The organism is Bradyrhizobium sp. BR 1432, assembly GCF_051547705.1.
Lineage (GTDB): Bacteria > Pseudomonadota > Alphaproteobacteria > Rhizobiales > Xanthobacteraceae > Bradyrhizobium > Bradyrhizobium zhanjiangense.
The window spans coordinates 1,733,063-1,752,301 of record NZ_JBPUGF010000003.1; the positions used below are offsets into that span (position 1 = coordinate 1,733,063).

17 protein-coding genes and 1 pseudogene are annotated in these 19,239 nt (G+C 64.8%); 11 read left to right on the plus strand and 7 right to left on the minus strand.

Features of this window, described 5'->3' with window-relative positions:
* Positions 1-966 carry a Bug family tripartite tricarboxylate transporter substrate binding protein gene (locus ACSKB8_RS08255; protein WP_438103585.1) on the minus strand — a complete coding sequence of 322 codons (966 nt, stop codon included), beginning with the start codon at positions 964-966 and terminating at the stop codon, positions 1-3.
* 198 nt (positions 967-1,164) lie between these two features.
* On the opposite strand from ACSKB8_RS08255, the gene proB reads away from it, so the two are divergent.
* The 10 genes and pseudogenes from proB to ACSKB8_RS08305 all read left to right on the plus strand — a co-directional run bounded on the left by proB (position 1,165) and on the right by ACSKB8_RS08305 (position 10,961).
* Positions 1,165-2,286 (plus strand): glutamate 5-kinase, encoded by a 1,122-nt coding sequence (proB, locus tag ACSKB8_RS08260; protein WP_438103586.1) that lies wholly within the window; start codon positions 1,165-1,167, stop codon positions 2,284-2,286.
* A 143-nt stretch (positions 2,287-2,429) separates the two neighbouring features.
* Positions 2,430-3,725 carry a glutamate-5-semialdehyde dehydrogenase gene (locus ACSKB8_RS08265; protein ID WP_438103587.1) on the plus strand — a complete coding sequence of 432 codons (1,296 nt, stop codon included), beginning with the start codon at positions 2,430-2,432 and terminating at the stop codon, positions 3,723-3,725.
* 20 nt (positions 3,726-3,745) lie between these two features.
* Positions 3,746-4,390 (plus strand): nicotinate-nucleotide adenylyltransferase, encoded by a 645-nt coding sequence (locus ACSKB8_RS08270; RefSeq protein ID WP_438103588.1) that lies wholly within the window; start codon positions 3,746-3,748, stop codon positions 4,388-4,390.
* 214 nt (positions 4,391-4,604) lie between these two features.
* Positions 4,605-4,961, plus strand: a complete 357-nt coding sequence (gene rsfS / locus ACSKB8_RS08275; protein ID WP_128942457.1) for a ribosome silencing factor — start codon at positions 4,605-4,607, stop codon at positions 4,959-4,961.
* A gap of 92 nt (positions 4,962-5,053) precedes the next feature.
* Positions 5,054-5,536 carry a 23S rRNA (pseudouridine(1915)-N(3))-methyltransferase RlmH gene (gene rlmH / locus ACSKB8_RS08280; protein ID WP_128930673.1) on the plus strand — a complete coding sequence of 161 codons (483 nt, stop codon included), beginning with the start codon at positions 5,054-5,056 and terminating at the stop codon, positions 5,534-5,536.
* A 32-nt stretch (positions 5,537-5,568) separates the two neighbouring features.
* On the plus strand, positions 5,569-6,903 hold the full coding sequence (locus tag ACSKB8_RS08285; RefSeq protein WP_438103589.1) for a murein hydrolase activator EnvC family protein: 1,335 nt from the start codon (positions 5,569-5,571) through the stop codon (positions 6,901-6,903).
* Positions 6,900-8,256: pseudogene (locus ACSKB8_RS08290) on the plus strand (S41 family peptidase). Before ACSKB8_RS08285 ends, ACSKB8_RS08290 begins: the two are co-directional and overlap by 4 nt.
* A 328-nt stretch (positions 8,257-8,584) precedes the next feature.
* The gene (locus ACSKB8_RS08295) at positions 8,585-9,808 is read left to right on the plus strand and encodes a divergent polysaccharide deacetylase family protein (RefSeq protein ID WP_438103590.1); all 1,224 of its coding nucleotides are present in this window, start codon (positions 8,585-8,587) and stop codon (positions 9,806-9,808) included.
* Between the two features lie 81 nt (positions 9,809-9,889).
* The gene (locus ACSKB8_RS08300) at positions 9,890-10,396 is read left to right on the plus strand and encodes an RNA pyrophosphohydrolase (protein ID WP_091893128.1); all 507 of its coding nucleotides are present in this window, start codon (positions 9,890-9,892) and stop codon (positions 10,394-10,396) included.
* A gap of 64 nt (positions 10,397-10,460) precedes the next feature.
* Complete coding sequence (locus tag ACSKB8_RS08305; protein WP_370990229.1) at positions 10,461-10,961, plus strand: RNA pyrophosphohydrolase; 501 nt, start codon at positions 10,461-10,463, stop codon at positions 10,959-10,961.
* A gap of 163 nt (positions 10,962-11,124) precedes the next feature.
* Here ACSKB8_RS08305 and ACSKB8_RS08310 read toward each other — a convergent pair whose 3' ends face one another.
* From ACSKB8_RS08310 to ACSKB8_RS08335, 6 genes are all read right to left on the minus strand, one after another.
* Complete coding sequence (locus tag ACSKB8_RS08310; protein WP_438103591.1) at positions 11,125-12,783, minus strand: adenylate/guanylate cyclase domain-containing protein; 1,659 nt, start codon at positions 12,781-12,783, stop codon at positions 11,125-11,127.
* A 146-nt stretch (positions 12,784-12,929) separates the two neighbouring features.
* Positions 12,930-13,337, minus strand: coding sequence for a F0F1 ATP synthase subunit epsilon (locus tag ACSKB8_RS08315; protein WP_091893122.1), 408 nt, complete (start codon positions 13,335-13,337; stop codon positions 12,930-12,932).
* Positions 13,338-13,425: 88 nt separating this feature from the next.
* On the minus strand, positions 13,426-14,868 hold the full coding sequence (atpD, locus tag ACSKB8_RS08320) for a F0F1 ATP synthase subunit beta (RefSeq protein ID WP_128930666.1): 1,443 nt from the start codon (positions 14,866-14,868) through the stop codon (positions 13,426-13,428).
* A 34-nt stretch (positions 14,869-14,902) separates the two neighbouring features.
* Positions 14,903-15,775, minus strand: a complete 873-nt coding sequence (locus tag ACSKB8_RS08325) for a F0F1 ATP synthase subunit gamma (protein WP_438103592.1) — start codon at positions 15,773-15,775, stop codon at positions 14,903-14,905.
* Between the two features lie 174 nt (positions 15,776-15,949).
* Positions 15,950-17,479, minus strand: a complete 1,530-nt coding sequence (gene atpA / locus ACSKB8_RS08330; RefSeq protein WP_370990232.1) for a F0F1 ATP synthase subunit alpha — start codon at positions 17,477-17,479, stop codon at positions 15,950-15,952.
* A complete protein-coding gene (locus tag ACSKB8_RS08335) occupies positions 17,479-18,039 on the minus strand; it encodes a F0F1 ATP synthase subunit delta (RefSeq protein WP_091893114.1) in 561 nt (186 codons plus the stop codon). The genes atpA and ACSKB8_RS08335 overlap by 1 nt, the downstream gene beginning before the upstream one ends.
* Positions 18,040-18,675: 636 nt before the next feature.
* On the opposite strand from ACSKB8_RS08335, the gene ACSKB8_RS08340 reads away from it, so the two are divergent.
* Complete coding sequence (locus ACSKB8_RS08340) at positions 18,676-19,176, plus strand: septal ring lytic transglycosylase RlpA family protein (RefSeq protein ID WP_249759057.1); 501 nt, start codon at positions 18,676-18,678, stop codon at positions 19,174-19,176.
* The last annotated feature ends 63 nt before the right edge of the window (positions 19,177-19,239 follow it).

Here is a 19,239-nt window from a genome sequence, read left to right on the forward strand (position 1 = left end):
TCAGTTCTCGATCTTGTATCCCGTCGCCTTCACGATCGGTTGCCACAAGGCGATGTTCGCTGCGAGCTCCTTCGTCAATCCTTCCGGCGTGGACCCGACCGGAATGAGCCCGATCGCGGTGAGCTTCTCCTTCACCTCGGGCTTGGCGAGCGCGGCACTTGCGGCGGCGCCGAGCTTGCTGGCGAACTCCGGCGGACTGCCGGCCGGAAGCCACATGCCGTACCAGGCGTCCGCGACGAGATCGATGCCGCTCTCCCTCAGCGTCGGAACGTCTGGTGCAAAGGGCGAGCGTTCCGCGCTTGCGACCGCGATGATCTTCACGCCCTTGGCGCGATGTTGCGGCAGAGCGTCGGCCAATGTCGTGATGCCGAACGAGATGTGGCCGCCAACGATGTCGTTGAGGATGGGCGCGCTGCCGCGATAGGGCACGCGGGTCAGGGGAATGCCGAGATCCTTCTCGAGCTTGGAACCCATGAAATGTGGAATCGTACCGTTGCTCGGCACCCCGAACGAGGTCTTGTCCGGATGCGCCTTGAGCCACGCCACGAAGCTCTTGAAATCAGTGGCGTCGACCGCCGGGTTGATCACCAGCGCAAATTCGAACCGCGCCAGCAGCGACACCGGCATGAAGTCCTTGGCCGTGTCGAAGCTCGGTGTCGTCTCCACCATCGGCAGCAGGTACATGGTCGGCCCCGTCGTCACCAGCACCATGCTGCCGTCGGGACTGCCACCCTTCACCGCCTTGATGCCGATCAGGCCGTCGCCGCCGGTGCGGTTCTCGACCACCACGGTCCGTTGCAACGCTGGCGCCATCTCCTGCGCGATCAGCCGGCACAGCGTGTCGCCGCCAGCTCCCGCAGCGAACGGGAAGATGACCCTTGTGAGCCCGGCCTGCGCTTGCGCCCCACCCGCCTGCGCCAGCAGCGGCAGCCCCAAGCATCCGGCCATGAAGTTGCGGCGATCCATTCGTTTCCTCTTTCAGCCCATTTTGGTTGATGGCGATTAGAGCCAGGCGGACGCCCGAGACAAGGCCGACATGCGCCGTTTACCATGCCGGCTGCCTTGCGCCGGTCACCGTCCTGCTGCAAAAGCAGGACTCATCGGCGCCGCCTGTCGCTCCGCCGTTTCCCGAGCAATTCGCATCCAGCGCCAGCACAAATACACATGGCCAGCCCCGAACTCAGTCAATTCCGCCGTATCGTCGTCAAGGTCGGCTCCGCGCTGCTGGTCGATTCCGACAGGGGCGAGGTGCGGGCGTCCTGGCTGGCTGCGCTGGCGGACGACATGGCAAAACTGCACCGCGAAGGCCGCGACGTGCTGGTGGTCTCCTCGGGCTCGATCGCGCTCGGCCGCGGCCGCCTCAAATTGCCGCGCGGTCCGCTGAAGCTGGAGGAGAGCCAGGCCGCCGCCGCGGTCGGCCAGATCGCGCTGGCGCGGATTTGGTCGGAGGTGCTCGGTGCGCACGACATCGGCGCCGGCCAGATCCTGGTGACGCTCCAGGACACCGAAGAGCGCCGCCGCTATCTCAATGCGCGTTCCACCATCGGCAAGCTGCTGGAGTGGCGCGCGATTCCCGTGATCAACGAGAACGACACGGTCGCCACTAACGAGATCCGTTACGGCGACAATGACCGCCTCGCGGCGCGCGTCGCCACCATGGCGAGCGCCGACCTCCTGGTGCTGCTCTCCGACATTGACGGCCTCTACGACGCCCCGCCCAAGAACAACCCGAACGCAAAGCCGATTCCGGTGGTCGAGAGCATCTCCTCGGAGATCGAGGGGGTGGCGGGAGATGCCGAGTCCGAGCTGTCGCGCGGCGGCATGCGCACGAAGGTCGAGGCAGCCAAGATCGCCACGACAGGCGGCACGCATATGCTGATCGCCTCCGGCAAGATCGAACATCCGTTGCAGGCGATCGCCGATGGCGGCCGCTGCACCTGGTTCCTGACGCCGGCCAATCCCATCACCTCGCGAAAACGCTGGATCGCCGGCACGCTGGAGCCGAAGGGCACGCTGACCATCGATGCCGGCGCGGTGACGGCGCTACGCGCCGGCGCCAGCCTGCTGCCGGCCGGCGTGATCAAGGTCGAGGGCCAGTTTGCCCGCGGTGATGCCGTGATCGTGCGCGGTCCCGACGCCAGCGAGGTCGGGCGTGGCCTGATCGCCTATGACGCCGAGGTCGCCGAGCGGATCAAGGGCCGCTCCTCCCCGGACGTGATGACCATCCTCGGCATCAGCGGCAGGTCCGAGATGATCCACCGCGACGACCTCGTGGTGGGCGGGTAAGGGCCGCAGCGGCCCTTTTGCAAGAAACCGGGTAGGCCAGCGACCCAGCCTGTCGCGACCGGGGAAACCAGCCATACCCTCCCCGCCCTTCGCAGACGCGGGATTTCCGTGCTAGGACACTGCCTTAGCAGAAGGTTGACCCCATGGCCGCCCCCCTCAAAGCCGTCGACGGCAATGCCGATCTCCAGGCGCTGATGTCCGATCTCGCCGCCAAGGCCCGCGCCGCCGCGCGGGTGCTGGCGCTGGCGCCGCCGGAGCAGAAGAACCGGGCGCTGGAAGCCATGGAGCGGGCGATCCGCGGCAACGCTGCGGCGATCCTCGCCGCCAACGCCGAGGACGTCGCCGAGGCCCGCGCCTCCGGCAATGCGACCTCCGCCTTCATCGACCGCCTGACGCTGACGCCGGCGCGCGTCGAAGGGATGGCCGAGGGCATCGGCATCGTGCGTGGCATTGCCGATCCGGTCGGTGTCGTCACCGAAAGCTGGCAGCGGCCGAACGGCATGACCATCGAGCGCGTGCGCGTGCCGCTCGGCGTCGTCGGCGTGATTTTCGAGAGCCGGCCGAACGTTGCGGCGGACGCCGGCGTGCTGTGCCTGAAGTCCGGCAATGCCGTGATCCTGCGCGGCGGCTCCGACAGTTTTCGTTCCTGCCGCGCCATCCATGAGTGCCTGGCGCAGGGCCTGCGCGAAGCGGGCCTCCCCGAGGCAGCGATCACGCTGGTGCCGACGCGCGACCGTGCGGCGGTCGGCATGATGCTATCAGGGTTGAACGGCGCCATCGACGTGATCGTGCCGCGCGGCGGCAAGAGCCTCGTCGCGCGCGTCGAGCAGGAAGCGCGCGTGCCGGTGTTCGCGCATCTCGAGGGGGTCAACCACGTCTATGTCGACGGCAGCGCCGATCTTGCCATGGCAAAGTCGATCGTGCTCAATGCCAAGATGCGCCGCACCGGTGTCTGCGGCGCCGCCGAGACGCTGCTGGTCGATCGCGCGGGAGCCGCAAAGAGCCTGAAGCCGCTGGTGGAGATGCTGATCGAGGCCGGCTGCGAAGTGCGCGGCGACGACGCCGTGCAGAAGACCGATGCGCGCGTAAAGCCTGCCAGCGAAGATGATTGGGACACCGAATATCTCGATGCCATCATCGCAGCGAAAGTGGTCGACGGCGTCGAAGGCGCCATCGCGCACATCCAGAACCACGGCTCGCATCACACCGATGCCATCGTGAGCGCGGATGAGACCGCCGCAAACAAATTCCTGAGCGAGGTCGATTCCGCAATCGTGCTGCACAACGCCTCGACGCAGTTTGCCGATGGCGGCGAGTTCGGCTTCGGCGCCGAGATCGGCATCGCCACCGGCCGCTTCCATGCCCGCGGCCCTGTCGGCGCCGAACAGTTGACGAGCTTCAAATATCGCGTTCGCGGCACCGGGCAGACGCGGCCGTAAGCAACGTCGCGGGGCGGGTATTGAGCAACACATTCGTCGTGCCGCATTTCGTGGCGCAAGCGGTCCCGCCCTATACGGAGGGCATGCGCATCGGCCTGCTCGGCGGTTCGTTCAACCCGCCGCATCAGGCCCATCGCGCCATCAGCCAATTCGCGCTGAAGCGATTGCAGCTCGATCGCGTCTGGTGGCTGGTGACGCCGGGAAATCCGCTCAAGGAGAACGGCGCATTGCAAGAGCTCGGCGCGCGCATGCAGGCGGCGCGCGAGGTCGCCAACGATCCCAGGATCGAGGTGAGCTGTCTCGAATCCGTCATTCGTACCCGCTATACTATCGACACGATCAACATCTTGCGCCGCCGCTTCTCTGGCTTGCGCTTTATCTGGATTATGGGCGCCGACAACCTCGCTCAATTCCACCGTTGGCAGGACTGGCGGCGCATCGCCGCCCAGGTGCCGGTGGCAGTCATCGATCGCCCGCCGCAGAGTTTTCGCGCCCTCGCCTCGCCCGCAGGCCAAGCGCTATCGCGCTACCGCCTGCCCGAGGACAAGGCAGCGCTGCTTGCGGACCAGCCGGCGCCGGCCTGGGTGTTTTTGACCGGATTGAAGCTGAATCTCTCCTCGACAGGCCTGCGGAACCCGGACGGGAGCTGGAAAGGTACGAAGTGAGAAAAGGTACGAAGTGAGACGGAGTGTGTGGATTTGGGGCTCTCTGGCATATTGAAAGCCTTAACCCCACATGATGTAGTGTAACCGGTGAGCGTCGGATTCGGCGTTCGCGATACAGTGAAAGGAATGGTCCCTGGCCACATCTGTATTGTCCAAGTCTGTTTTACCCAAGGTTGCTAAGCCTACGCGTAAAACATCGACCAAAGCTGCGGCCTTGAAGGCGCAACCCGACGCCGACAAGACGCTGAGCCTGATCCTCTCCCGCCTCGAGGACATGAAGGCGGAAGAGACGGTCACCATCGACCTTCGCGGCAAATCGACGTACTCCGACTACATGATCGTCACCACCGGCCGGGTGAACCGGCACGTCGGCGCGATCGCGGACAACGTCACGAAGGGCCTCAAGGAAAACGGCATCAAGAACATCCATGTCGAGGGCTTGCCCAATTGCGACTGGGTGCTGATCGATTCCGGCGATGTGATCGTGCACGTGTTCAGACCCGAGGTCCGCGAGTTCTACAATCTCGAGCGATTGTATACGCAGGGCCCAGGGGCGGCGAAGGCGATCTAGGCTCACTGAGCCGATTTCGAATCGGCTGACGCGCATGGTAGCGTCGTGCGCGCGCCTGATGCGCGCGACCCTGAAACACGACGCTGACCATCATGCGTGTTGCTATCATTGCCGTGGGCCGGCTGAAGCAGGGCCCCGAACGGGAGCTTGCCGACCGCTATTTCGAGCGGTTCGACGAGGCCGGCCGCAAGCTCGGATTCCGCGAGCTCACCGTCCACGAAATCCCGGAAAGCCGTGCGCGCGACTCCGCGACGCGGATGGCCGAAGAAGCCGCGGCGATAAGCGCGCATATTCCGGAAAAGTCGATCCTGGTGGCGCTGGACGAGCGCGGCCAGAATTTGGATTCCACCGTATTCGCACGCCATCTCGGGCGCTGGCGCGACGAGGGTGCCGGACATACTATCTTCGTGATCGGAGGGGCGGACGGACTTTCGCCCGAATTGCGCCGTAAGGCCAAGCTCGCGATCGCGTTCGGCTCTGCGACCTGGCCGCACCAAATGGTCCGCGTCATGCTTCTGGAACAACTTTATCGGGCCGCCACCATTCTGGCCGGCCACCCCTATCACCGCGCGTGATGCGCGCCATAACGAGCACCTTTGCCGACAAGATGCGAGCGCCGCTCCTCAACCTGTTGCTGATTGCGAGCGTCGCCGGCGCAAGCCTCGCGCAAGCTCAGACGGCGACGCCGCCGCAGACCGCGGCCGTCTCGCCCGATGCGATCAAGCAGCGCGAGCAGGAGCTCGAGGCCGCGCGCGCCAGGCAGAAGAGCGCCGAGGAAGCGCAGGCCAAGCTCAAGGCCGAGATCACCGCGCTCGGTCAGGACCGCACTCAGCTCAATCAGCAGCTGATCGACACCGCCGCCAATGTGCGCTCCGTCGAGGCCAAGATCGACGAAGCCGAAGCCCGGCTGCGAAATCTCAACGGCCGTGAGCAACAGATGCGCGCCTCGCTCGATTCGCGCCGCGCCGACATCGTCGAAGTGCTGGCGGCCTTGCAGCGCGCCGGCAGGCGCACGCCACCGGCGCTGCTGGTGCGCCCCGAAGATGCGCTGCAATCCCTGCGCACCGCGATGCTGCTCGGCGCGGTTGTGCCGGAATTGCGCGGCCGCGCCGAGGCGATCGCCGGCGAGCTCGGCGAGCTCGTGGCGCTGCGCAAGAACATCGCCAGCGAACGCGACCAGCTCGCCCTGGACCGCGACAGGGTCCGCAACGACCAGAGCCGGCTCACGGCTTTGGTCGACGAGCGGCAGCGCCAGCAGGCGGCGCGGGAAAAGGACCTCGACGCCGAGAATTCGCGCGCGATCATGCTGTCAAAGCAGGTCGGCGATCTCCAGGGCCTGATCACCAAGATGGAGCAGGACCTGCAAAGCGCCGCCAAGGCTGCTGAGAAGGCGGCTGAGGCGGCCAAGCAGGCCGAGGCGAAGGCGGCTGCCAGCGCCAATACCGGTGCCAAGTCTGGTCCGGCCGCTTTCAAGGACCGGTCCCGGACCGCGCCCGCGATTGCCTTCGCGTCGACCAAGGGGCTCCTGCCTCTTCCGGTTAACGGTAACAAGATCAGGGATTTTGGCGGTTCCGATGGGGTCGGCGGGGTCCAGAAGGGCATTTCGCTGGCGACCAAGCCAGGCTCCCAGGTCACAACGCCGTGTGACGGCTGGGTGGTCTATGCCGGCCCCTTCCGCAGCTATGGACAACTCTTGATCCTTAACGCTGGTGGCGGGTATCATGTCCTGATCGCCGGGATGGAGCGCATTTCGGTCAACATCGGACAGTTTGTGCTCACGGGGGAGCCGGTCGCGACCATGGGGTCGACATCTCAAGTCGCCTCCATTCTCGCCACGAACGCGAGTCAACCTGTGCTCTATGTCGAGTTCCGTAAGGACGGCACTCCAGTCGATCCAGGCCCATGGTGGGCCGCAAATGAAGGCGAGAAGGTTCGCGGATGATGCGCAAGACTTCAGTAATCCTCCTCAGCGCAGCCACCGGCGCGGCGCTGACGCTGTTCGTGACCCAGCCGCGCGCGGTGTTCATGGGCTCCAGCGCGCGAGCCGCCACCGCGGACACCTATCGCCAGCTCAATCTGTTCGGCGACGTCTTCGAGCGCGTGCGCTCCGACTATGTCGAGAAGCCCGATGACACCAAGCTGATCGAATCCGCCATCAGCGGCATGCTCACCGGCCTCGATCCGCATTCGAGCTACATGGACGCCAAGAGCTTCCGCGACATGCAGGTGCAGACCCGCGGCGAGTTCGGTGGCCTCGGCATCGAGGTCACGATGGAAGACGGCCTGATCAAGGTGGTCTCGCCGATCGACGACACGCCAGCCTCGCGGGCCGGCATCATGGCCAACGACATCATCACCAATCTCGACGACGAGGCGGTGCAGGGCCTGACCCTGAACCAGGCGGTTGAGAAGATGCGCGGTCCGGTCAACACCAAGATCAAGCTCAAGATCATCCGCAAGGGCCAGGACAATCCGCTCGACGTCACGCTGGTGCGCGACAACATCCGCGTCCGCTCGGTGCGCGCGCGCGTCGAGGCCGACGACATCGCCTATATCCGCATCACCACCTTCAACGAGCAGACCACCGAAGGCCTGAAGCGTGAGGTCACCAATCTCTCGAACCAGATCGGCGAACAAGCTGAAGGGCTACATCATCGACCTCCGCAACAATCCGGGCGGCCTGCTGGAGGAAGCGGTCACCGTCTCCGATTCCTTCCTGGAGAAGGGCGAGATCGTCTCGACCCGCGGCCGCAATGCCGAGGAGACCCAGCGCCGCACCGCGCATGCGGGCGACCTGACCAAGGGCAAGCCGGTCATCGTGCTGGTCAATGGCGGCTCGGCCTCGGCGTCGGAAATCGTCGCCGGCGCGCTGCAGGACCACAAGCGCGCGACCATCGTCGGCACGCGCTCGTTCGGCAAGGGCTCGGTGCAGACCATCATTCCGCTCGGAAGCGGCAACGGCGCGCTGCGGCTGACCACGGCGCGCTACTACACGCCGTCGGGCAAGTCGATCCAGGCCAAGGGCATCGTCCCCGACATCGAAGTGCTTCAGGACGTGCCGGACGAGCTGAAGTCCCGCACCGACACCAAGGGCGAAGCGTCGCTGCGCGGCCACCTCAAGAACGACGGCGACGAGAAGACCGGCTCGCAGTCCTACGTCCCGCCGGACGCCAAGGACGACAAGGCGCTCAAGCTCGCCGACGATTTGCTCCACGGCATCAAGAACAGCGCCTCGGCCGCGCCCACGCCGGGTGGCGACAAGGCCGCCGCCGACAAGCCCAAAGCGGCGAACTAGAATTGGCTTAGACGAATCTCTCGCAAAGGGCGGCTGCAGGAAGCCGCCCTTTTTGCTTGGATCTTAGGCCCGTGGCTCCGGAGGAGCGACGCTTCCTAACCTCTCCCGCTTGCGGGAGAGGTCGCGCCGAAGGCGCGGGTGAGGGCTTTCTCCTCTGGGGGGTCTCTCTGCGGAGACACCCTCTCCCCAACCCTCTCCCGCGCGCGGGAGAGGGAGCGCACCTGCGTCAAGGGTGCAGCCGATTCGATCACGCGTCCCCGGCCTATCCCGGCCTGCCGCCGCTTGACCTCGGCGTGGTATCGTCATTGCGAGTGATTCGGGATCGCGCATGACTGAAACGGCCGACGATCTGAGCGCCCCGCTCGGACAGGACAAGCCGCGCCGGAAAGGCCGGCTGCGGCTGCCGTTCACGGCCATGCAGCTGCTTGCCGTCCTGCTTCTCCTGTTCCTGGCGACCTTTGCCGGCTTCGCCATCTTCAACAGGGATCCGCTCGGCGGCGAGCCGATGACGCGGATCGCGATCCGCGAGCCCAAAGCCACGGATGAAAAGCCGGTGGCCTCGGGCCATGCCGGCGAAAGCAAGCAAGAGAGCAAGCACGAGACCACGGAGGCGCCGAAGCAGGCCGCTCCCGGTGAGCAGAAGACCGTCACCATGATCGACGGCTCCACCGGCGCACGCCATGACGTGGTGATCGGCGCGGGCGAGGCCACCGACAAGGGCGGGGCGGCTTCGACACCGCCGCCTGTCATGGCCGGGATCGATCCAAAACTGCTGGAGAAGTCGCGCTACGGCATGATCCCGGTGATCGCCGGCGACATGAAGCCGTTCAACGTCTACGCGGCGGATGCCGATCGCGCCAAGGCCGCCAAGATGCCGGTGGTCGCCATCGTGATCGCCGGACTCGGCGTCGGTGCCGCCAAGACCACCGATGCGATCATGAAGCTGCCGCCGGCGGTGACGCTGGCCTTCACACCCTACGGATCCGACCCCGGCAAGCTCGCCGAGCGGGCGCGCGCGCAGCGTCACGAGATCTTCCTCCAGATCCCGATGGAGCCCTACGACTTCCCCGACAACGATCCCGGGCCGCAGACGCTGCTGACCTCGCTCAGCACCGACCAGAACATGGACCGCCTGTACTGGCACCTGAGCCGGATGCAGGGTTATGCCGGCCTCACCAATTTCATGGGCGCCCGCTTCATCGCTACGGAGCCGGCAATGCAGCCGATCATCCGCGAGGCGGCCAAGCGCGGGCTCGGCTTCTTCGACGACGGCTCCTCGCCCCGCAGCATCGCGCCCCAGGCCGCGGCCAACCAGGCGATGCCGTTCGGCAAGGGCGACATTGCGATCGACGTGGTGCCGACCCCGACCGAGATCGACCGCGCCCTGAACAAGCTCGAAGCGACGGCGCGCGAGCGCGGCATCGCCGTCGGCACGGCCTCGGCCCTGCCGGTCTCGATCGAGCGCATCGGCGCCTGGACCAAGTCTTTGGGCGACCGGGGTATCCTTTTGGTGCCATTGACAACTGCGATGCTGAAATCAAAATCCAGCTAAATCAACGAATTGGTACGGCACGGGTCCCCGCGGGGCCGCTTCAGGCCCTACCGACAACAGTATGTGAGGGGGTCTGGCGGAATGGCGCGTTACGAGGATCTGCCCTACCGGACCTGCGTCGGTGTGATGCTGATCAACACGAAGGGACTGGTGTTCATCGGCCGCCGCGCCGGCGGCATCGAGCATGTCGACGACGCCCATGTCTGGCAGATGCCGCAGGGCGGCGTCGATCCCGGCGAGGACACTTGGGAGGCCGCCAAGCGCGAGCTCTATGAAGAGACCAGCGTGCGCTCGGTCGAGCGGCTCGGCGAGGTTCCGGACTGGCTCATTTACGACATTCCGCGCACGGTCGCCGGACGCGCCTGGAAGGGCCGCTACCGCGGCCAGCGCCAGAAATGGTTCGCGGTGCGCTTCACCGGCAAGGACAGCGAGATCAATGTCGAGAAGCCCGGCGGCGGCGGCCACAAGGCCGAGTTCGTGAGCTGGCGCTGGGAGCCGATGAAGAATCTCCCCGGATTGATCATCCCGTTCAAGCGCCCGGTCTATGAGCGCGTGGTGAAGGAATTTTCCGCGCTTGCGGATCAGTAAATCAAATTGTCTCGCCGGGTTCGGTGCTAAAGGCACCGCCGGAGTGACAACGAAAGATCCATGCGTGACCGATGAAAAACCCTACCGCCCCAACGTGGGAATCGCCCTGTTCAATGCCGACGGCCGCGTGCTAATCGGCCACCGCTTCAAGGGCGACGGGCCCGAGATCATCCTGCCAGGCCTCGACTGGCAGATGCCGCAGGGCGGCGTCGACGACGGCGAGAATCTGCGCGATGCGGCGATGCGCGAGCTCTGGGAGGAGACCAACGTGGTCAGCGCCGACTATCTCGGCGAGACCGATTGGTTCACCTATGAATTCCCGCCTTACGACGGACCGCAGACGCATCGGCTGGCGAAATTCCGCGGCCAGCGGCAAAAGTGGTTTGCGCTGCGCTTCACCGGCAAGGACGACGAGATCGATCCGCTGACGCCGCGCAACGGCCAGCCGGCGGAGTTCGACGCCTGGCGCTGGGAGCGCCTCGACCGTGTCGCCAGCCTCGTGGTGCCGTTCCGCCGCGACGTTTATCGCGCCGTGGCAGAGCAGTTTGCGACGTTCGGAAACTAAAACTGCGAAATCAACCCCATGCACAGTAGAACAGGGTTTGAAATCATTCGCGAATTTTCGCCGAAAATTTGCGTGTGAGGGAAGCACCATTTCTCATTCCCTCCCCCCTTGTGGGGGAGGGAACGCAGCGTCGTCTGCGCGCTGGTCGGGATCAGAGCAAGCTCTAATTGATCGGCCCCACGGTGAACGGGCCGATGGCGATGACGTGGCAATCGCTGTCGCGCTTGGCGCAGTCGGCGAGCGCGGAATTGACGGCGGTCTGCTCGTCGGCGGCGTTCACGCCGAGACCCGGGCGGCCGGCGGTGCCGACCGCGACCGCGTTCCAGCCCATGGTGTCCGTGAGCTTGCGCATGACCTCGCCGCGCGCATCCGCCACGATCGAGGCATTGGAGGCGGCGCTGAAGAAGCCGGTGATCCTGAACAGGGTCGCGATCGGCACGACGAAATTGTCGTCGATCGCGACGACCAGGCAGGCAACGCCAGCGATGGCGCCGCACGATTCCAGGGAACGCCGCGCCGCGTCGTCGGCCGATGCGGCGCCCAGCACCATGAAATATTGTCCGCCCGGCCCGAGCGCGACCGAGCGGGATTTCGCGGCCGGTGCGAACATGTTCTCGAGCCGGACTTTCTGGGGATCGCGCACCATCGGAAAGTCTTTCGACGCGAACGGCCGCTCGGTCATGGCGTCGTGCCGCACGAAGGGCTGTGATGGCATCGGCGGCTTGCCATGCGCATAAACGATGGTGTTGCCGACCGCATAGAGCTCGCAGCGCCGCGGCGATTGCGCGGCGTCGGCGCGCTTCTGGCACTGCTCGATCGCCATGTTGCGCGCGGCCTCTTCGTTCGGCTGGTTCAACGCCGAGCCGGTGAAGCCGCCGACATTGAGCGCGAAGGCCTTGTAGTCGGCGGCAGCGGAATAGTCGCCAGCAAGGTAGTTGCGAACACGCTCGTTGATGAAGGGCACGCTCTCGGCAGGAAATTTGCCTGATATCGGCGAAGCCGACGGTGACGGTGACGGCATCGGCGCCATCGCGGCGCCGGCATTCGGCGGCGTCATCGGCGCCTTCGCCATTTGAGTTGGCATCGGGCTCGTCGCCGCCGCATTTGCAGTCGGAGCTGCACTGGGCGTCGCGTCCGGCGGCGCTACGATGCTCGCCGTCTGCTTGAGCTTGGTGTTGTAGAGAAAGCCGCTGACGCCGATGGCGACGATCGAGACGACGGCGACCACCAGCGGCCACATCCACACGGGCGCGGCGGCCAGCTTGGAGGCCTGCTTCTTCAGCTGCGGTTTCGCGTAGGTTCCGTCCTCGCGCCGCATCGCCACCATGTAGGCGTACACCGGCGTCGGGATGTTCTTGACCTCCTGGGCACCGATATCGGCGAACTGGACCGACAGCTTGTTGGCGACCTGCTCGTGCACGGCGCGGGAGACGCAGATGCCGCCGACCTCGGCGAGCCCTTCCAGCCGCGCCGCGATGTTGACGCCGTCCCCCAAGAGATCGCCGTCGCGCTCGACCACGTCGCCGATGGTGATGCCGATGCGGAACGACATCTGCCGGCTCGGCGGATAGGCCATGTTGCGGGTCCGTAAGCTCTCCTGGATGTCGATGGCGCAGCGCACCGCGTCGACCGCGCTCGGGAATTCCGCGAGCACGGCATCGCCCGCCGTGTTGAAGATGCGCCCGCCCGACTTGGCGATGAAATCGTCGACGACCTCGCGATAGGAGGCGAGACGCCGCAGCGTCTCCTCCTCGTCTTCCGCGACCAGTCTCGAGTAACCGGCAATATCGGCTGCGAAAATCGCTGCGATCTTGCGTTTCATCTGCCCAGCCCCGGAACAAATTCGCGACTGCAGAATGCCGTTATCGGCGACGCGGTGCAACAAAGTTCAGCGCCCGCCACGGGTGTGACGAGCGCTGAGTTGATTCGGGAATTTTGAGCTTGAGCCCCGGAGCGGTGCCCCGGGGCTTAGTGCATAGCCGTGGTGCCGATCACGTTCTGGATGGTCTTGTAATGGTCGAGCCGCTCGATGGCGTGATCAAGCTCAGAGCCTTCCTTCTCGGCAAGCTTTGCTTCCATTTCGGCAATCGTCTCGGCGAACTGCGCGCGATCGATCTCCTGGATCGAGGTGGCAACGTCGGCGAGCACCGTGAGGCGGTTCTCCGAAACTTCGGCGAGGCCGCCGAGCACGATCATCTTTTGATGCGTGCCGCCCGTGGTGATGGTGAGAATGCCGGGACGAACCGCAGCCACCACCGGCGCGTGTCCGGCGAGCACGCCGAAATCACCCTCGGCGCCGGGAATATCGACCTGATCGACCTCGCCGGAGAAGGCGAGCTTTTCGGGAGAGACGAGATCGAAGTGGAAGGTGGCCATGAAGAACCTGCGAATGGTGAGTAGCGAATAGCGGGTAGCGAACTGGGAGCAGCGGACTATTCGCTACTCCCCATTCGCCATTCGCTTCTTAAGCCGCTTCAGCGGCCAGCTTCTTGCCCTTCTCGACGGCTTCTTCGATGGTGCCGACCATGTAGAAGGCAGCTTCCGGCAGGTGGTCATATTTGCCTTCGCAGAGGCCGCGGAAGCCCTTGATGGTGTCCGCGAGCTCGACGAACTTGCCCGGCGATCCGGTGAAGACTTCGGCGACGTGGAACGGCTGCGACAGGAAGCGCTCGATCTTGCGGGCGCGCGCCACCGTCAGCTTGTCCTCTTCCGACAGCTCGTCCATGCCGAGAATGGCGATGATGTCCTGCAGCGACTTGTAGCGCTGCAGCACCTGCTGGACCATACGGGCGGTCTGGTAGTGCTCTTCGCCGACGACGAGCGGCGAGAGCATGCGCGAGGTCGAGTCGAGCGGATCCACCGCGGGGTAGATGCCCTTTTCCGAGATCGCGCGCGACAGCACGGTGGTGGCGTCCAAGTGCGCGAACGAGGTCGCGGGCGCCGGGTCGGTCAAGTCGTCGGCCGGCACGTAGATGGCCTGCACCGAGGTGATCGAGCCCTTCTGGGTGGTGGTGATGCGCTCCTGCAGCGCGCCCATGTCGGTGGCGAGCGTCGGCTGATAACCCACCGCCGAAGGAATACGACCGAGCAGCGCCGACACTTCCGAGCCGGCCTGGGTGAAGCGGAAGATGTTGTCGACGAAGAACAGCACGTCCTGGCCCTGGTCGCGGAAGTGCTCGGCGACGGTCAGACCGGTGAGGCCGACGCGGGCGCGGGCGCCCGGCGGCTCGTTCATCTGGCCGAACACCAGCGCGCATTTCGACTTCACGCTCGGATCCGGATTGTGCGGATCGGCGTTGACCTTGGACTCGATGAACTCGTGATAGAGGTCGTTGCCCTCGCGGGTACGCTCGCCGACGCCGGCGAACACCGAGTAACCACCATGCGCCTTGGCGACGTTGTTGATCAGTTCCTGAATCAGCACGGTCTTGCCGACGCCGGCGCCACCGAACAGGCCGATCTTGCCGCCCTTGGCGTAGGGCGCGAGCAAGTCGACGACCTTGATGCCCGTGACGAGAATTTCAGCTTCGGTCGACTGGTCGGTATAGGTCGGCGCTTCCTGGTGGATGGCGCGAGTGCCCTCCGACTTGATCGGGCCAGCCTCGTCGATCGGCTCGCCGATGACGTTCATGATGCGGCCCAGCGTACCGTCACCCACGGGCACCGAGATCGGCTGACCGGTGTCGGTCACTTCCTGGCCGCGCACCAGACCTTCGGTGGCGTCCATCGCGATCGTGCGGACGGTCGATTCGCCAAGGTGCTGCGCGACTTCGAGCACCAGGCGGTTGTTGCCGTTCTTGGTCTCCAGCGAGTTGAGAATGGCCGGCAGGTGGCCTTCGAACTGCACGTCGACGACGGCGCCCATGACCTGGGTGACGCGACCGATCTGGGTGGCTGCTGTAGCCATTTACTGTCTCCTTCGATCCGAATTTCGTGTCCGGTCAGACTGCTTCTGCGCCGGAGATGATTTCGATGAGTTCCTTGGTGATCTGAGCCTGACGCGTGCGGTTGTAGACCAGCGTCTGCTTGCGGATCATTTCGCCAGCGTTGCGGGTGGCGTTGTCCATCGCCGACATCTGCGCACCGTAGAACGAAGCGTTGTTCTCGAGCAGGGCACGGAAGATCTGCACCGCGAGATTGCGCGGCAGCAGGCGGGCGAGGATCTCGTCCTCCTCCGGCTCGTATTCGTAAGCCGTCGTGGTGGCGGCAGCGCTTTCCTCGACCACCAGCGGGATGATCTGCTGGGCGGTCGGGACCTGTGCGATCACCGACTTGAAACGCGAATAGAACAGCGTGCAGACGTCGAACTCACCGGCGTCGAAACGGGCCAGCACCTTCTTGGCGATGTCCTCGGCATTGACGAAGCCGAGCTGGCGAACGCTGCGCAGGTCGAGATGCTCGACGATCTGCTTTTCGAACAGGCGGCGGAGCTGCTCGTAGCCCTTGCGGCCGACGCAGAAGATTTTGACTTCCTTGCCCTGCGCGATCAGCGACTGCGCGTGCTCGCGCGCGAGACGCACGATCGAGGAGTTGAAGGCGCCCGACAGGCCTCGTTCGCCGGTGCAGACCAGCAGAAGATGAACCTGGTCCCTGCCGGTGCCGGCCAGCAGCTTGGGCGCGCCGGGCGAACCGGCGGCGGCGCTGGCGATGTTACCGATCACCGCGCTCATCTTGTCGGCGTAAGGACGCGCCGCTTCCGCGGCGGTCTGTGCGCGGCGCAGCTTGGAGGCCGCGACCATCTGCATGGCCTTGGTGATCTTTTGCGTCGCCTTGGTGGAGGCGATGCGCACCCGCATGTCTTTAAGTGACGCCATTCTTCGTTCACCCCGGCGGTTCGATCTCTTGGATCAAGCCGCTAGCCTATCCCAGTCGTCATGCCCGGGCTTGTCCCGGGCATCCACGTCTTCTCGCTCCACGCGGTGACGCGTGGATGGCCGGGACATCAGATGCGAAGACGCGCTTCGCGCTTTAGCCCGGCCACGACGGCCTTATGCGAAGGACTTCGCGAAGCCCTCGACCACCGACTTCAGCTTGCCGGCGGTGTCGTCGCTGAGATCGCGGGTGTCGCGGATCGAGTTGAGGATCTCGACGTTCTTGCCGCGCAGCAGCGACAACAGACCGTCCTCGAACGCCTTGATCTTGTTGAGCGGGAGCGGATCGAGGTAGCCGTTGGTGCCGGCCCAGATCACGCAGACCTGCTCTTCCATCTTCAGCGGCGCGAACTGCGGCTGTTTGAGCAGCTCAGTGAGGCGCGATCCGCGGTTGAGCAGGCGCTGAGTCGAGGCGTCCAAGTCGGAGCCGAACTGCGCGAACGCCGCCATTTCGCGGTACTGCGCCAGCTCGCCCTTGATCTTGCCGGCGACCTTCTTGGTGGCCTTGGTCTGCGCCGAGGAGCCGACGCGCGACACCGACAGACCGACGTTGACCGCGGGACGGATGCCCTGGAAGAACAGGTCGGTTTCCAGGAAGATCTGGCCGTCGGTGATCGAGATGACGTTGGTCGGGATGTAGGCCGACACGTCGTTTGCCTGGGTTTCGATGACCGGCAGCGCGGTCAGCGAGCCCGAGCCCTGGTCCTTGTTCAGCTTCGCCGCGCGCTCGAGCAGGCGGGAGTGCAGGTAGAACACATCGCCCGGATAGGCTTCGCGGCCCGGCGGGCGGCGCAGCAGCAGCGACATCTGGCGGTAGGCGACGGCCTGCTTGGACAGATCGTCATAGATGATGACCGCGTGCATGCCGTTGTCGCGGAAGTACTCGCCCATGGTGCAGCCGGTGAACGGCGCGATGTACTGCATCGGCGCCGGATCCGAGGCGGTGGCGGCGACGACGATCGAGTATTCGAGCGCGCCCTGCTCTTCCAGCACCTTCACGAACTGCGCGACGGTCGAACGCTTCTGGCCGACCGCGACGTAGACGCAATACAGCTTGATGTTCTCGTCCGGCTGCGCGTTGAGCGGCTTCTGGTTCAGGATGGTGTCGAGCGCGATCGCGGTCTTGCCGGTCTGACGGTCGCCGATGATCAGCTCGCGCTGGCCGCGGCCGATCGGGATCAGAGCGTCGATCGCCTTGAGGCCGGTCGCCATCGGCTCGTTCACCGACTTGCGCGGAATGATGCCGGGCGCCTTGACGTCGACGCGCATGCGCTTGTCAGCCTGAATCGGCCCCTTGCCGTCGATGGGATTGCCGAGCGCGTCGACGACGCGGCCGAGCAGACCCTTGCCGACCGGCGCGTCCACGATGGCGCGGGTGCGCTTGACGGTCTGGCCTTCCTTGATCTCGCGGTCGGCACCGAAAATAACGACACCGACGTTGTCGGTTTCGAGGTTCAGCGCCATGCCGCGAGTGCCGTTCTCGAACTCGACCATTTCACCGGCCTGGACGTTGTCCAGACCATAGACGCGGGCGATACCGTCGCCGACGGACAGCACCTGTCCGACTTCGGAGACTTCAGCTTCCTGGCCGAAATTCTTGATCTGGTCCTTGAGGATCGCGGAAATTTCCGCGGCGCGGATGTCCATCAGCCTGCCTCTTTCATCGCGTGCTTGATCGAATTGAGTTTGGTGCGAAGCGAACCATCCACCATGCGGCTGCCCAGCTTGACGACGAGGCCACCGATGATCGAGGGATCGACTTTCACGTTCAGCGCGACGTCCTTGCCGGTCACCGACTTCAGGGCAACCTTGAGGGCGTCGAGATTCTTGTCCGAGAGCGCTTCCGCGACGGTGACGTCGGCCGTCGTCTCGCCCTTGAACTTGGCGACGAGGGCGCCGTAGGCGCGGATGACGTCCGACACCGCGAACAGGCGGCGGTTGGCAGTCAGCACTTTCAGGAAATTGGCGGAGATACCGGCGATGCCGGCCTTGGCCAGCACGGCCGACAGGGCCCTGGACTGGGCGTCGGCCGCGAACACCGGGCTGCGGACGAGGCGCTTCAGATCGGCGCTTTCGTTGAGCAAGGCATCGAATTTGTCGAGATCGGCTTTGACCTCGTCGACCACTTTCTGGTCGCGGGCCAGTTCGAACAAGGCCGTTGCATAACGGCCGGACACACCTGAAACGGACGTATCTTCTGCAGCCACAGACGCGCTCTTTTTGCTGTCAAACTCGCAAGGGAAAAACCGTCGCCACGAAGCGGCGCCTAGCGATCCAAGCCCTTGGAATTCAAGCGGGACTTCGATTTTCGACCAGCACGGGAGGTGCCGGGCTCGTTAAAATCGCGGCTTTGCTAACATAGCAGGCGCGCAGGTGCAACATGACGCCAAATTAAAGGCATGGGGTTCTGTTGCCAGTTCGTCGCACGCCGCGAATGACGCTGATGACCTGCCGCGCCACGGAATTGCCGCGAGCCTTGCAGCCGGCCGGCGCCCATTGGTTCCTGCTCCCAGCGCATAGCCGCCATGAACACAGATCGCAGAGACGTGAGTCCCGTCATGTCGGTTCCACTCGAGGAATACTTACCCAATTCTAAACGCTGACGGCGATGACTTCACTCTACAGTATTAGCAAGTAATGGGCTGGTTAATGAATTGTTAAAGCAAAAGATTACGGAACATCGCCTGAATATCAGAGGCAGGTAACAAGATATTTCATGACGAAACAGAACAGATTTACTGCCCAATTCATGCCGCATTGCGAAAGGAAACGCGATCCCGCTCACAAACTGAGAGGGGCTCCACTAGCCACATATGTGGCAATACTAGCTTAGGGACCACTATATGCTGTCTTTGAAGACGCTGGGCTTTGTGACCCGGCCGCGCACGGCGATTGCTTTCGTTGCCGCAACTCTCGTCATCGGTGGAACTGCCACCGAAGCTTCCGCCAAATCCAGGCATCACCGGCATCACCATCACCGCCACCACGTCCAGAACGATACCAACGCGAGCTCCGATTGGCGCAATGCCAACGCCGCGATGACGCCGTCGTCGGGCACGGGCCGCAGCTTCTCAGGCATGGCCTCCTATTACGGCAACGAGTCCGGCAGCCGGACCGCCTCGGGCCAGCGCTTCAACCAGAACGCCTTGACCGCCGCGCACCGCTCGCTGCCGTTCGGCACCAAGCTGCGCGTCACCCATGGCGGCCAGAGCGTCATCGTCACCATCAATGACCGCGGCCCGTTCATTCGCGGCCGTGTGCTCGACCTCTCCACGGGCGCAGCCCGCGCCATCGGCCTCACCGGCGCCGGCGTCGGCCGCGTCACCGCGGAAGTCGTCTCCTAAGGCGCTCCAAGCGCCTCGCACGCGCAGTTTTCATCAGTTTGATGCGCGCCTGAAACAAGCCCG

Bases quoted from the DNA above. Each gene is read 5' to 3' on its own strand.
- ACSKB8_RS08255 (WP_438103585.1), bottom strand. From the start codon at position 966: ATGGATCGCCGCAACTTCATGGCCGGATGCTTGGGGCTGCCGCTGCTG.
- proB (WP_438103586.1), top strand. From the start codon at position 1,165: ATGGCCAGCCCCGAACTCAGTCAATTCCGCCGTATCGTCGTCAAGGTC.
- ACSKB8_RS08265 (WP_438103587.1), top strand. From the start codon at position 2,430: ATGGCCGCCCCCCTCAAAGCCGTCGACGGCAATGCCGATCTCCAGGCG.
- rlmH (WP_128930673.1), top strand. From the start codon at position 5,054: ATGCGTGTTGCTATCATTGCCGTGGGCCGGCTGAAGCAGGGCCCCGAA.
- ACSKB8_RS08285 (WP_438103589.1), top strand. From the start codon at position 5,569: ATGCGAGCGCCGCTCCTCAACCTGTTGCTGATTGCGAGCGTCGCCGGC.
- ACSKB8_RS08295 (WP_438103590.1), top strand. From the start codon at position 8,585: ATGACTGAAACGGCCGACGATCTGAGCGCCCCGCTCGGACAGGACAAG.
- ACSKB8_RS08300 (WP_091893128.1), top strand. From the start codon at position 9,890: ATGGCGCGTTACGAGGATCTGCCCTACCGGACCTGCGTCGGTGTGATG.
- ACSKB8_RS08310 (WP_438103591.1), bottom strand. From the start codon at position 12,783: ATGAAACGCAAGATCGCAGCGATTTTCGCAGCCGATATTGCCGGTTAC.
- ACSKB8_RS08315 (WP_091893122.1), bottom strand. From the start codon at position 13,337: ATGGCCACCTTCCACTTCGATCTCGTCTCTCCCGAAAAGCTCGCCTTC.
- atpD (WP_128930666.1), bottom strand. From the start codon at position 14,868: ATGGCTACAGCAGCCACCCAGATCGGTCGCGTCACCCAGGTCATGGGC.
- ACSKB8_RS08325 (WP_438103592.1), bottom strand. From the start codon at position 15,775: ATGGCGTCACTTAAAGACATGCGGGTGCGCATCGCCTCCACCAAGGCG.
- atpA (WP_370990232.1), bottom strand. From the start codon at position 17,479: ATGGACATCCGCGCCGCGGAAATTTCCGCGATCCTCAAGGACCAGATC.
- ACSKB8_RS08340 (WP_249759057.1), top strand. From the start codon at position 18,676: ATGCTGTCTTTGAAGACGCTGGGCTTTGTGACCCGGCCGCGCACGGCG.